The sequence below is a fragment of the Chryseobacterium sp. BGA-UO-ETr-SB22 genome (genome assembly GCF_059567885.1).
On the sequence record NZ_JCAQOV010000004.1, the window covers coordinates 665,113 to 678,825 of the forward strand.

Genomic DNA, 13,713 nt, shown 5'->3' on the forward strand with positions numbered 1-13,713 from the left:
AGTCTGAAAATCAAAATAAAAGCATGCGAAACATAGATAAAATATAGGATTTAAGCGAATCGTAATATTTTATTATTCAACAGATGGTGATTAAAATAGATAAATAAGCCACTTATGATCAGTTTACCATCCGGCTTATTAATTTTTAAGTCTATTTTCAAGATTTTCCAGCCTTTCAAAAATATCTGTGAAGATATTCTTATCTGCAGTTGAAACATATCCTACAATCTTATAATATTGCTGGAAAGCATTGTTTGTTGATTGATTGTCAGATGAATAATGAAGTGTTTCATTGGTGTAAACCAATAATTTATGAATAGGATCTGTATTCAGGTCAGTTTTATTTAGAAATACAACATCTCCGTATTGATATTGTGGTAACAGATGCTTTTCTGTAGTAAATTCATAGATCAGATCAACAGATGCTAATATTTTTTGCAATATTGATACATTGGCGCTATCGCTTTCCGTTGTTACTTGCGCTTCATTATTATTCTGAATAGATAATTCAGGGAAAAGCAAAAGCTGATCTGTATTGGAAACACTTCCCAATTGGTTTGTCTGTAGGGCTTCTGTGAGAAATTTATCAAGATTAAGATTAAAATGATTCGCAACTTTTAGTATTGTTTCGATTTTTGGTTCTGCACGTCCTTCCTCATAAGAGCTAATCACCCCTCTGTTTAAATCAAACAAGTCTGCAAAAGCCTTTTGGCTTAGTCCTTTCACCTGTCGTATTTTCTTAATATTACTCCCAAAGAAGCTCATGTTGTCTAAAATTTTTTGCAAATATAGCGAATGTGAAGTCAACGGATGATAAAAATATTTGCAATTCAGATGCGTTGTGTACAAAATGAGTCAGCTATCATGAAAAATCTATTATCATGAATCCGTCTCTTTTCTTTGTTAGAAATTCCTACAAATAAAATATAATCTGTACCTGTAATATTGTGTACTTCTGTATCTGTATCCAAACATAAAGACTCCATAATTTTGTTAAGCAAGAAGAGTACTTATGGAAATGATAGTTCAACGTCAGGAGCAGATTCAGTATGCCGAAGCTTATATTTCGGACATGCCGGAGCTGAAAAATATTTTCCTGCAGATGAAAGAAGTAAAGAAAGTAGACCCGAATTTCGGACTTCCTTTTATGTTGGTAAAAAAGAAAAATGAGATCGTTGCATTTGCCAGTCTTATTGTGAATGAAAAGAATGAAATCTCTTTTATAATGTATGATAGAAACAGAATGTCAGAAGCAGAAAAGAGAGCGTTTTCTTCTCATGCTGAAAGATATTTTAAAAATAATAATACGCCTAATTTCAGGGATTCAGAACAATTAAAAAGCAGTATCAGCAGAATGATCAGCTGGCTGAATCTTGAATAAAGAATGATAAAATTGTACATTTACTTAAAACAGTAATACGATGCCGAAAGATGTTCTGTATCTTAAAATAGCCAACTCTGTCACAGAGCAGATCAAAAGTGAAACCCTGCAGTTTGGAGACAGGCTGCCTTCACTGAGAAGTGCCCAAAAGTTATATAACGTAAGCCTGAATACCGTAAAACAAGCTTATATGGAACTTGAAAGCAGGTCGCTGGTAGAATCACGTCCTAAATACGGATATTATGTAAGCCAGACTTCCCAACGGAAGCTAGCCCTGCCTTCTGTAGCTCAAATGAAGCTTTCGGAAGGGAAAAATACACCTCAGGATCTTTTTGATAAAGTATTCGGAACCATTGCCGGTACAGATGTGACACAGTTTGCCTTGGGGATTCCCGGGAAAAGCCTTCTTCCGGTAGCCAAGATGAAAAAATGCATGATTGATGTGGTGAAGAGGAAAAGTGACAGCGGGGTCAATTACGAGTCGGTGCAGGGAAGTGAACAGCTTCGGCGTGAAATTGCCAAATGGGCAATGGTAATGGAGGGGAAAATTACAGAAGATGATCTGGTTATTACTTCCGGAGCAATGAATGGAGTATATAATTGTCTGATGGCTGTTACCAAACCTGGTGATTGCGTAGCGGTGGAAAGTCCGGTCTATTTTGGAATCCTTCAGGCCATTCATTTATTAGGATTGAAGGCTGTAGAAATTCCTACTCATCCCATTACAGGAGTGGATCTGGATGCTTTAAAAAAAGTACTCCCAAAACTTTCTGCATGCTGTTTTGTGGTCAATTATAACAATCCGTTAGGATTTCAGATGCCTGATGAGAACAAAAAAGAGCTGGTAAAAATGCTTACTGAGCAAAATGTTCCGCTAATTGAAGATGATGTCTACGGAAACATCTATTTTGGAGCAGGAAGACCAAAACCCTGTAAATTTTATGATGAAGCAGGAATTGTGATGTGGGTGGGATCAGTTTCCAAAACATTGGCTCCCGGTTTTAGGACAGGATGGGTAGCTCCCGGAAAATTTAAAGAGAAAATTATCCGCCAGAAGCTTGTTCAGACGGTTTCCAGTCCGTCATTATTTTCAGATGTGATCTCAGATTTCCTTTCCCATGGAAGGTATGATCATCATCTGAGAATGTTCAGGAAAAAACTCTACGCCAATTATCTTCAGATCCAGAAATCGGTGATTGAATATTTTCCGGACAATACCAAAATCTCAGAACCTAAAGGCGGTTTTATGCTCTGGTTGGAACTGGACAAGAGAATCTGTACAGAAGATCTTTATGATATAGCATTTGAACAGAAAATAAACTTTGCCCCCGGAAGAATGTTTTCACAGTATAATCAGTACCAGAACTGCATGCGTTTGAACTATGCCCTGGAATGGACAGACAGAGTGGAAAGTGATCTGGAAAAACTGGGGAAAATGATAAAAAACAGAATTTAATAAACCCTATAGTGATGAATGATAACAATAACGAAGTAAAAATTGCAGCCTATGAACCTCAGTATAAAGAAGCTTTCAAAGCTTTAAATGAAGAGTGGATCAAGACATTTTTTGTGATGGAAGCCAGTGATTATAAACTGCTGGATAATCCTGAAGAACATATTTTAAATAAAGGAGGATACATTGTTTTTGCATTGTTAAATAATGAAGCAGTAGGAACCTGTGCATTAGTAAAAGAGAAAGAGGAACCTCTTACTTTTGAGCTGTCAAAGATGGCGGTAAGCCCTAAAGCTCAGGGAAAGAAAATCGGCTATTTATTAGGAACAGCATTAGTGGATCTGGCAAAGAGCCTGAATGCTGAAAAAATAGTTCTGGAAACGAATTCTGTGCTGGTTCCTGCAATAAAGCTTTATGAAAAACTTGGTTTTAAGCATGTGCCCATTGTTGACGCAGGATATGACCGTGTAGATGTACAGATGGAACTGAATCTGAATATATAACAAAAAAAATATTAGAACTCGGATAGAAATATCCTTGTTCTAATATCAAAATTTAAATCTAATTGCTTTACTGTTTTATTTCTTGATGAAAGTCTTGGTCATTGACTTTTTACTTCCGTTGATTTTAATAAAATACACGCCCGCCGGAAGATTTCCGATATTGATTTTTTCATCATAATATCCTCTTGAAGACTGTAGAGGTGTTGTTGAAACAATCGAGCCCTTACTATCAATGATTTCTGCTTTAATATCTTTATCCTCAGATTGATACTGAATTCCAATGAATGTTGATACAGGATTCGGATAGATTTTAAAATCATCAGCTATTATTTTCGTGTCTTTTGCTGCCAATATTTCCTTGGAACAAACCGGAATTCTATTGGTTCCATCAATTCCCCATGAAGTCTGTACCGGAATGCAAAGCCAGTTCAATACAGTAGGGAAATGATCTGTTTCTCTTGTTGTGGAGGTATAATCATACACTTTAAAATTGTTGACTGTATTGACATTATACGTTGGAGAACCTGTCACGGTCATATTATTTGCATTTGGGCCTGAATCTGTCAACGTGTTTCCTGAAGTTTCATTACATCTCCAGTTAGCCACTAGCTGAGCATAATAAGGATGCGAAGAAGTAATATTCTGGTTAGCCCAATTTACTATCACATCATTTGGAAGTGCAGATTTCCATACTCTTACATCTTTATAAGAAGCTGCGAGATTAATTCCATACGTATTTGTTCCATCCTGATTTAAAGTTAAAGGAAGCCCGGAATCAATATTTCCAATGGTATTCATTTTAGCAAAAGTTACAGGAACGCCATCTTCATACAATGTTACAAGACCGTCTCTGTCAAAGCTTGCAGCAATATGTTTCCACTTATTAGTTTCCACTTTTCCTCCTACAAGGTCTATTCTATTGGTACCGTCACCAATGTTCATCTTGAAAGTCTGCCCGGAATATCCCGAGAAAACAAATCCTTTATTTTTCCCGTTAGCCCAGTTTTTATTACTGATCATTACCGGATCACTGGAATAAGAGGCGTTAGGTTTTACCCAAAATTCAATCGTAAAATCCTGATTCGCGCCAAAATTAAAAGGAGTCTGGTTCGTTGGTTTTGCATAAGTTCCTGCCGGAAAATTCAACTGATTAAAAGTTTTATTGGATTCCAGTACAGTTTTGCTGATCTGCTGCGGAGTAAATCCAGGGTTAGAATACACCGTAAAAATATTTCTTTCAGAAAGATTTCCACCTCCATGCGAACTGTCTACCGCTCCATGATCTGTGGTCAAAACGACTAACCAATCTTCGTTGTTATAAGAAGGTCTGTTTTTCATGGCAGCAACAATTTCTCCTATATAAGTGTCTGTTGTTTTAATAGAAGAAACATACTGAGGAACACTTGAAGAGAATCCATAAGAATGTCCTGCGTGGTCTACATCATCAAAATCTACAAAGAGAATATCAGGATTGTCATTCTGCAAAGCCGTTACAGCCGCATTTTTTACTGCGAGATCTGTTGCCAGATTAGTCTTCACATCCGCATTCTGTATGATTTTATCATTGATTGGGGCCCAGTGAGCTAGAGAAATCGTTCTCAGATTAGGATTGTAAGTTTCTGCTCTTGTTAAAAAGTCTGGGTAATTCACATAGTTTGGACTGGTAAAGTTATTGTCCTGAACATTATGTTTGGTGTGCCATACTCCGGTAAGCATAGTGCTCCATCCGTTTCCGCTCCAGGTAGTGGCAGCGCAAAGACCGTCAACAGAATAGATAGACTGACTGATGAGGTTTTGGATGTTGGGAGTGGGAGTAGACATCATTACATCTGCTCGGCATCCGTCAATACCGATAAAAAGGACTTTTTTGGTCTGAGCTCCAAGGAAACAGCTCATTACAACAGCCATTGAGAATAGTTTTGTTTTCATAGGAAAAAAGAGTTTTTTAAAATTGAAAAGTTTACAAATAGTAATTTATTTTTAACTATTGTAAAATTAGTTTACTATTTGTAAACATATGTGAACTGGAAATTAATTAATTGATAATTAAAAAGTTCCGAAAAGAAGGTTAAATGTTTAACCACAAAAGTCACAAAAACGAATAAAAACCTGTTTATTTTAAGTGACGAGCTTTGAGAATATAAAGTTCATAAAAGTATTCGGAAATCTCTGCTTTTCACAAATAGTCAATCAAACGTACGATATTCCCCTCCTCCGGAGGGGTATCAAATTTATAATTTGACGGGGTGGTAAAAACACAAACATTTTCAATGGATTACCACGAAAACATTTGTGTCAAGAAGTACTAAAAAATAGTTTGAAAAAGAAGTTATTAAAGAAGATCTTCAGCTTCAGAAATGGTATTCAGAATATAATCAGGAGCAGCTTTTTCCAGTTCTCTTCTGCTTTGAGCCCCTGAAAGAACAGCAATCGTTAATCCACAGCCTGCATTTTTGCCCTCTTCAACATCAATTACAGAATCTCCCGCTTTTAAAACTTTGTGAGCTTCAGTGATATTGAATTTCTTCATGGCAAGATGAATCATTTCAGGGCTCGGACGGCTTTCCAAAACATCATCTGCAGTGATTAATGCATCAAAATGAATACTTTCTTTCCAGTTGAGTTTATTCAAAAGCTGATGAGCGATTTCAGAAGTATATCCTGTATTCAAAACAATCTTTTTATTCTGAGACTTCATGTGAAGAAGAAAATCTTCAGTACCATTGATGGGCTTTATCTCAAGGTTTTTATACGATTCTTTTAGCTGATCAGAAAAATTCTCAAAAATGGCAGGAGCATCCTCTTCATTTCCATTGATTTCTTTTAAAAGACTTGTGATGGCTTCCAGTTTTTCCATTCCGGCGCAGCTGGATAATACTTTTTCAAGGCTTACAACATAGCCGTAATCATTCACAGCGTTGGTAAGTGTTTTGTATACTACATTGTCTTCATCAATCGTTGTTCCGGCCATATCCAGAACCAGTAATTCTATATTTTTCATTTGAATTTTATGCGTAAATTTTTTCAATATTAAACTTGGAGAAACCACCGCTTCCCGTCATTCCTTTTCCTCCGATACCGGTTACAATATGAATATTGGCAGAAGGGCTGTGCTCAAAAATATCTTTGGTTTTGCACTGAGAATAGATTCCAAACCATCTTCTCTGGATTTCATAAGTCGGAAGATCAATAATTTTTTTAGCCTCATGAATCATGAATTCGTCAATCTCCATATTAAGATCATATCCAAGATCATCAGCATTTTTAGCATCAGCATACTCATGAGAATCTCCGATAATGACAGACCCATCCAAAGCTTGTTTGAATAAAATATGAACCCCATATTTCTTTTCAAACGAATTTGGGTCTTCTAAAGACTTGATTTTCTGAAAAGAAGGACATTCGCTGAATGATTCATACCTTCTGACAGACAGCCCGGTAAGAATATTCCCCTGAAGCGAGTAGATTCCCTGCGGTTTGGTCTGAAGCATCTGAAGTTTACTGACTTCCAGGTCGCTGTCATTGAATACTTTAGGATATAAAATCTTGAACTCATGGCCGCCGCAGATAATGATTTTAGAAGTATTGAATTCCGTTCCATCTGCGGTTACAGCGGTACATTTCTGATCATCTTCATTCGTTTCAAGAACGGTTGTATTATAGAAAATCTGCAGACCCATTTTTTCCTGCAGCAGCTTGTGGAGTTTTACAATCATATCTGCAGAATCTACTGAAAGTTCCTGCGGGAAAAATAAACCTCCTTTACAATAATCCGAACGGAGACCGTCATATTTTTTGATACAGTCATTTTTAGATAGTAAAACAGACTCATAATCATTGTTTCTGTTGATTTCATAAAGTTCTTCAATCAGCTGAAGTTCTTCGTCGTTGGAAGCAATATATACAGATCCGTTTTGTCTGATGGTAAGGTCTGCTTGGGAGTGAAGTTCGTTATAGATGGCAAGACTTTCTCTTCCGAAATTCTGCCATTTCAGATCCATCCCAGAGGGTACGACCTGTCCAAAATTTCTTACAGTAGCCCCTTGAGGGACAGAATTTCTTTCCAGTATAGCTACCTTAAGATTTTTCTTCAGCGCATGATAAGCATGGAATGTTCCTAAAATTCCACCTCCTACAACGATTAAATCAAATTTTGTTGTCATTGTATTATAATTTATAAGATTTTCGACGTATCGAAATTGATGAATTGATTAGAGTTTGAGTTTAAGTTTGATTTCGGCTTGGATTTGTTCCTGAAAGCCAGAAAAGCAATCACCGAAAGAACAAAAACCGTTACGGTGATGATATAATTTAAGTTGATATAAAAATGTAACCATGAAGTCTTAGCCGAACCGAAGTTTTTATACAGCAGAATCAAGACACTTCCAAGATACCCGAACGAGTCTACAATATAAATGAGGAAACCTACATTTCCTTTGATTTCAAATGCTGCAATCATCCGGTCAAAATAAATTCCGTTAAAAGGAATATAGCAGATGTACATTCCAAAACCTGAAATCGTCATCCATAAAAACGGAGATAAAGAGCCCTGCTGAAACAGATAAGTAGAAAGCCCTACGGTGAGAATGCCTGCAAAAAGAATATAATGATAGTAAGCAAATGCTCTTTTATTATTCTTCACTTTCACCATAAAACTTAAAATCAAAAGGACCATCACCGCAATAGGAATCTCCGTTAAGGTGAAAATAGAACTGTCAAGATTAAAACGCAGTCCGTCCCAGATTTCTCGGTTGAAATTATCTCTGAAGTCCCTTAAAACCGTTAAACTGATATACAAAAATATGATACAAACAATCGGTACAAAAAACTGCTGGATCAGTGCTCTTCTTTCTGCGCCATTCAACGGCTGTCTTTTGTTTTTAAGCAAAATATCCTCGTCTGAAGGTTGGGGAATTTTTTCTAGAAGAAGTCCGAAAAGAAGTAAAGGAATAACAAAAATAAGTCCGGCAGAAAACGGCATCCAGAACTCTGAAATGGAGAAAGTGTCCATTAGAAATTTCCCTACAGATTTTGTAAATCCTGAAGAAACTACGAAGCTTGAACATAAAAATAAGCCTATAATTTCCGTGGTTTTACGTCCTTCAATGTAGGAAAAAACAATTCCCCAGATCATTCCTAATGGGATACCGTTGATGAACATAAATATAATATTGTAAGGAGCAGGAACGGCTGCAAATCCTAACAACGCAAGTTCTGCAATGGCAATAAAAACGAATAAGTACGTGAGCCTTTTCTGAGGTTTCAGTTCAGAAATAAATTTGATTCCGATGAATTTTGAGATAAAATATCCTACCGTCTGGGCAATGATAATCAGAATCTTATAATCTACCCCTAAATAGGAAAGTCCCTCGAAAGATGCTACGGTAAAAGGTTTTCTGAAACCGTACATGCAGAAGTAAACACCGAAAGCAGCAAATGCAGCCTTCAGTGTTACTAATGTTTTTTTATTGATTGTTCTGGCCATAGTAATGGGTTAGAAGTTCAGTTTTACTCCAAGATTGAATCGTACTCCATAATATTCTACCTGCTCAGGACGGTCTTCATTTTTACCAAAGTGATAAATCAGAGGTTTGTTCAGAATATTGTTGACATCTGCGTATAAAGTCAGGTATTTTGTAAACTGGTAAGAACCTCCGAAATCAAGATTGCTGTATTTACCATAATAAGAATCGTTGATATCCTCTTCAGCATATTCCACAGCGTATTTTCCTTTGTAGTTGTAAGCCAGTCTTGCATTGAATCCTTTTTTCTCAAAGAAAAGCTGGGCATTGTACAATTCTTTTGCCTGATAGGGAAGGGCTACCGTTCTCCCGCTTGGTTTTTCCATTTCAGAAGTCATGAATGTAGCATTCAGCTGTACTCCGAAATACTGTAGAAACCCTGGAAGAAAATCAAATCTTTTATTGATTCCCAGTTCAATACCTCCTAACCATGCTGCTTTTCCATTGTTTGGAGCAGTAAACTGCACACCGGTGATTCCGTTATAGTTTCCAATAAAAGAATCCTGGAAAATAGGATCTGTAATTGATTTATAGAAAACACCACCACTTAGAATTCCTACATTGGAAAAATAATATTCTCCCATCAGGTCAAAATTCAAAGAATAAGTAGGATTAAGGTTGGGATTTCCTCCTTTGAATTCGTTATCTGCTTCAATATAAGTTCCTCCTGGCGTAAGATCTCCAAAATTGGGTCTTGAGAACGTTCTTGTGGCTGCAAAACGAAGGTTTGTTTTATCATTTAATGTATATTTCAAATGAACCATCGGAAGGACAGCCAGGTAGTTTTTGGTATTTTCTACAGGAGTCAGTACATCATCATTTACACTGTATCCTTTTACTTTGGTATTGGTGTTTGATAATCTGATTCCTCCTAAAATGGTAATTTTATCATTCAGTTTATACGTTGCCATCCCATAAGCATCCGCATGTTTTTCAAACACATCAAAGTTTCTTCCTAATGCTTTATTATATTCCAGTGCTTCGGAATCAGCAGTATTAATTTTCAGATTTCCCTGATGATCATACCAGAACTGATTCATTCCATTGGTGGAAAGTACTGGCCCAAAAGTATTCCCGATGTGGGCATTCATTTCACTTAAATATTTCGGTCCATTGGGCTGGGCTGTGATATATTGAGAAAAATCAGACAGAAGAGGTGCGGTGCCATTGCTCCAGTTGTAGAAAATATCAGAGAACTTCGCATTACGCTCTTTATCTCTGTATTTAAAACCATACTTTAAAGTCAGTTTATCAGAAGCATTGATCTCATGGTTGAATGCCGCTACGATTTTATCCTTTTCCTCTACAAAAACTTTATAGAATTCAAGATCTGTAAATCTCATTTGAGAAGCATCCATCTTAAAGTTCAGGTCACTGTAAAAACCAAATAAAGCATCCGGATTTTTATAGTCTAATTTTCCTCCATCCGCTTTCCAGTAAGCTCTTGGGCCATTTCCATGATTGGAAATATAATCAGGATTGATCCCTACACCAGATTGCGTATACTTGATGACATAGTAGGAGTTATTTTGTTTGTCTGGGATATTTCCATACTTGAACTTATTGTCATAATAAGATAAATCCCAGTCGATTTTTCCTTTATTTAATTGATGAACCGCGCCCAAAGAAACCGAAGTAAGCTCTGTAATCAATAAATTGTGGATATTCTGAAGCTCAACTCTCGCCGTATTGTTGGCGCTGCTGAACTTATCGAATCGGATTCTGTGTTTGTAATGGGTCTCGTCATCTGATAAAGTACCATACATTCCTTTTAAATAGAAAGTTGTTTTCGGAGATAAAACATATTCAAAAGCAGTATTGATCCCCGTAGTTTTTCTGACTCCGTTATAATCACGAAGCTCCAGTCTGAAAACACCTTCATCACCACTTCTTCTCGCTTCAAAATTATCTGTAGACCAGTTTCTTATGAAATGGGCAAAATTGAACAAGTACCCGAATTTCTTATCTTTTGTTCTTCCTCCATATAAAAAGCCAAGATTGTAAACACCTTTATCTGCTTTTGCATTATATCCGCTTCCAATCGTTGCTTTGAATTCTGTCTTCATTGGGGGAGTTTTGGTGATAAAGTTTACGCCACCACCAATTCCGTCTGCTTCCATATCTGGGGTAAAAGACTTGTTTACATGTACATACGAGATCAGTTCTGTAGGAAAGAAGTCGAAAGCTGTAGCTCTGGAAGTCGTTTCTTCCTCAGCCGTTGGAAGTCTGTTTCCATTGATGGTTGTAGATGCCCAGAATGGTGGAAGTCCTCTCAGGGAAACAAATCTTCCTTCTCCCTGGTCTCTTTCAATGGAAACTCCCTGTACACGCTGTACCGTCTCTGCAGCATTTCTATCTGGTAGCTTTCCGATTCCGTCTGAAGCAATCACATTGGTAATATTGATCGCATTTTTCTGAAGGTTCAACGCTCTTGCTTCCGTATTTTTCAGCGTTCCCGTAACCACTACTTCATCAATGTTTTTTCGGGGCTGGGAAAGTTTTATGATTCCTAAATCAACTGTTTGCTCTTGTTTCAGATCAACATTGATGTCCGCTGATTCATAACCGATATAGCTGATTTGTAAAATATATTGACCTTCTTTGATATCATTGATGGTAAATTTTCCTTCAATATCAGTTATTATATTTCTGGATAAACCTTTTATTTTGACTGTTACCCCGGGAAGAGGCTGGCTGTCGTCAAGAACAGTTCCTATAATTAACTGTTTCTGCGCTGAAACAAAGACAATGAAACAGACAAAAACAAGGGTAAGTAATTTCTCTAAATTTGTTTTCATTTTTACATATATTAAATTTTTTATGCAAATCACGCTAATAATTTTAATATATATAAATATTTCGTATTAAGTATTGTTTAACAAATAAGTGCTATTTGTTACGCTTATTTTACTTTAAGGCCAACTGAAATCAACTTTAGGAAATCAATTAAAATGAAGGTTAATGTCGCTATTTCAACGCTTTGTGTAAATAATTCTTAAAAATAATAAGATGGAAAATCTCTGAAAAAGCATAGTATTTTGATTCATATTTCGTTCATCTCGGAAGAAAATAGAAAAACAAAAGTTGCATATTTGTAAACTTTTATATTGTCTGAAAATTAGAAATTGAAGGATAATGAGTAAATGGCTGTTATTTTAAACGCAAAGTTTAATGATTCAAATAGTATATATATAAGGATACAAAGATTGCAACTTTGTCGCTGATGAAGTGGATACATTTGGAATGAATCTATTCTAGAGGTGTCATTCTGAATGAAATGAAATGTAATGAAGAATATTATGTTATTGAATGCAAATAAGATTCTTCCTTCGTCAGAATGACAAAAGTCAAGTAAAAACTTTCAGTTAAAAAATTCCTATTAAGCAGTATAAAAGTAAAGAACAAGCATCACGCAGCTTTCATCGCTGATGCTTACCGGAACGTGAGGAAACTTCCCGTTGAAATATAAAGAGTCACCTTCTTTTAAGATGATTTCTTCATTATCAATCACATATTTCACTTCCCCTTTCAGGATATATTTGAATTCCCAGGCATCTGTAATTACTTTTTCCCTTTTAGAATTGGGTTCAAGAGTCAATAATACCGCTTCAAAACCTAAAGAATGAAGACTCTTGCTGAAGATATGCATGTATTTAAACCCTTCAGCCTCTACTTCCTTTTCTATGACTTGCTGGTTTTCTTTCGGAACATAGATGAATTTGGCGTTGGATTTTTTTTCAACCCCTTCGAAAAAATAACTGGCATCAATCTCAAGAGACTGGATCAGATCTAATAGAACAGGAAGCGAAGGAATTGTTCTTCCGTTTTCAATCCTGGAAACAAGACCGTTGCTTACATTCGCTTTGAAGGCCAGATCATTGATGGTTAAATTATTCTTTTTTCTAATATCCTTTAATCTCTTACCGATACCTATTAAAAAGTCATTCATACTGTGTGCAATTTAACCTGAATTATTTTTTCGTCATTCTATTAAAAGCAAAGGTAATATTATTCTATAGAGTTTAGATATGGGAGGGAATCAATTCATTGAAAATTATTATTTGCTTTCTCGGCTTCCACAAATTCTTTCGTCTTTTCTCCCCAATAAAATTTCCCTATTTTTGTAAAACTCCTTATTTCATTTATGAAAAAAATTATTCTTATCGAAGACGAAACCAGTGTAGTTTCTTTTATTAAAAAAGGACTTCAGGAAAATGGGTATGAAATTTCTGTGGCTTTTGACGGCCGTACAGGAGTACAACTGGTGCAGGCTAACGATTTTGATCTGGTAATTTTAGACATTATGCTACCGGAAATGAATGGGCTGGATGTCTGTAAAGAAATAAGAAAAACCAATCAGAGTGTTCCTATTTTATTTTTAACCGCTTTGGGAACTTCTGAGAATATTGTTCTCGGATTGGAAAGTGGGGGAGATGATTATCTGGTAAAGCCTTTTAAATTCATTGAACTGGTGGCTCGTGTGAAGTCTTTATTGAGAAGAAGCAATAACAACGGCCCTCAGGAAACCATAGAACCGGAACCGGATAATGAACATGTGTTTCAGTTTTCGGATCTGATGGTGAATGATTACACAAAGAAGGTAACCCGCGCAGGAGAAGATATTTCTCTTACTTCTACAGAATATAAGCTCCTGTTGTATTTTCTGAATAACCCGGAAAAAGTAATTTCAAGAGCAGAGATTCTAGATGCCGTCTGGGGAGTAAACTATGAGCTGGGGACCAATGTAGTAGATGTATACGTTAATTATTTAAGGAAAAAGCTGGATAGCCAGGATGATAATAAGTTGATTCATACTGTAATAGGGATGGGGTATGTGTTGAAAAAAACATAATG

At 36.2% G+C, this 13,713-nt stretch carries 11 protein-coding genes; 4 read left to right on the forward strand and 7 right to left on the reverse strand.

What is annotated here, in order from left to right:
• Positions 1-138: 138 nt before the first annotated feature.
• Positions 139-765, reverse strand: a complete 627-nt coding sequence (locus AC57AW_RS06845) for a helix-turn-helix domain-containing protein (protein WP_496351295.1) — start codon at positions 763-765, stop codon at positions 139-141.
• A gap of 247 nt (positions 766-1,012) precedes the next feature.
• On the opposite strand from AC57AW_RS06845, the gene AC57AW_RS06850 reads away from it, so the two are divergent.
• The 3 genes from AC57AW_RS06850 to AC57AW_RS06860 are packed head-to-tail and all read left to right on the forward strand — an operon-like array spanning position 1,013 to position 3,337.
• The gene (locus AC57AW_RS06850; protein ID WP_496351296.1) at positions 1,013-1,381 is read left to right on the forward strand and encodes a hypothetical protein; all 369 of its coding nucleotides are present in this window, start codon (positions 1,013-1,015) and stop codon (positions 1,379-1,381) included.
• Between the two features lie 40 nt (positions 1,382-1,421).
• Entirely contained in the window at positions 1,422-2,837 is a 1,416-nt protein-coding gene (locus AC57AW_RS06855) for an aminotransferase-like domain-containing protein (RefSeq protein WP_318847733.1), read from the forward strand.
• Between the two features lie 14 nt (positions 2,838-2,851).
• The gene (locus AC57AW_RS06860) at positions 2,852-3,337 is read left to right on the forward strand and encodes a GNAT family N-acetyltransferase (protein ID WP_318847734.1); all 486 of its coding nucleotides are present in this window, start codon (positions 2,852-2,854) and stop codon (positions 3,335-3,337) included.
• A 75-nt stretch (positions 3,338-3,412) separates the two neighbouring features.
• Here AC57AW_RS06860 and AC57AW_RS06865 read toward each other — a convergent pair whose 3' ends face one another.
• The 6 genes from AC57AW_RS06865 to AC57AW_RS06890 form a co-directional block, all read right to left on the reverse strand.
• Entirely contained in the window at positions 3,413-5,266 is a 1,854-nt protein-coding gene (locus AC57AW_RS06865) for an alkaline phosphatase family protein (protein WP_496351297.1), read from the reverse strand.
• A 403-nt stretch (positions 5,267-5,669) separates the two neighbouring features.
• On the reverse strand, positions 5,670-6,338 hold the full coding sequence (locus AC57AW_RS06870; protein ID WP_496351298.1) for an HAD-IA family hydrolase: 669 nt from the start codon (positions 6,336-6,338) through the stop codon (positions 5,670-5,672).
• A gap of 7 nt (positions 6,339-6,345) precedes the next feature.
• Positions 6,346-7,500, reverse strand: coding sequence for a TIGR03364 family FAD-dependent oxidoreductase (locus tag AC57AW_RS06875; RefSeq protein ID WP_496351299.1), 1,155 nt, complete (start codon positions 7,498-7,500; stop codon positions 6,346-6,348).
• 11 nt (positions 7,501-7,511) lie between these two features.
• Positions 7,512-8,822 carry a DUF5690 family protein gene (locus AC57AW_RS06880; protein ID WP_496351300.1) on the reverse strand — a complete coding sequence of 437 codons (1,311 nt, stop codon included), beginning with the start codon at positions 8,820-8,822 and terminating at the stop codon, positions 7,512-7,514.
• A gap of 9 nt (positions 8,823-8,831) precedes the next feature.
• The gene (locus AC57AW_RS06885; protein ID WP_496351301.1) at positions 8,832-11,657 is read right to left on the reverse strand and encodes a TonB-dependent receptor; all 2,826 of its coding nucleotides are present in this window, start codon (positions 11,655-11,657) and stop codon (positions 8,832-8,834) included.
• Positions 11,658-12,238: 581 nt separating this feature from the next.
• On the reverse strand, positions 12,239-12,808 hold the full coding sequence (locus AC57AW_RS06890; RefSeq protein ID WP_149389149.1) for a helix-turn-helix domain-containing protein: 570 nt from the start codon (positions 12,806-12,808) through the stop codon (positions 12,239-12,241).
• 195 nt (positions 12,809-13,003) lie between these two features.
• Here AC57AW_RS06890 and AC57AW_RS06895 point away from each other — a divergent pair, with 195 nt between their 5' ends.
• Complete coding sequence (locus AC57AW_RS06895) at positions 13,004-13,711, forward strand: response regulator transcription factor (RefSeq protein ID WP_496351302.1); 708 nt, start codon at positions 13,004-13,006, stop codon at positions 13,709-13,711.
• Positions 13,712-13,713: the final 2 nt, after the last annotated feature.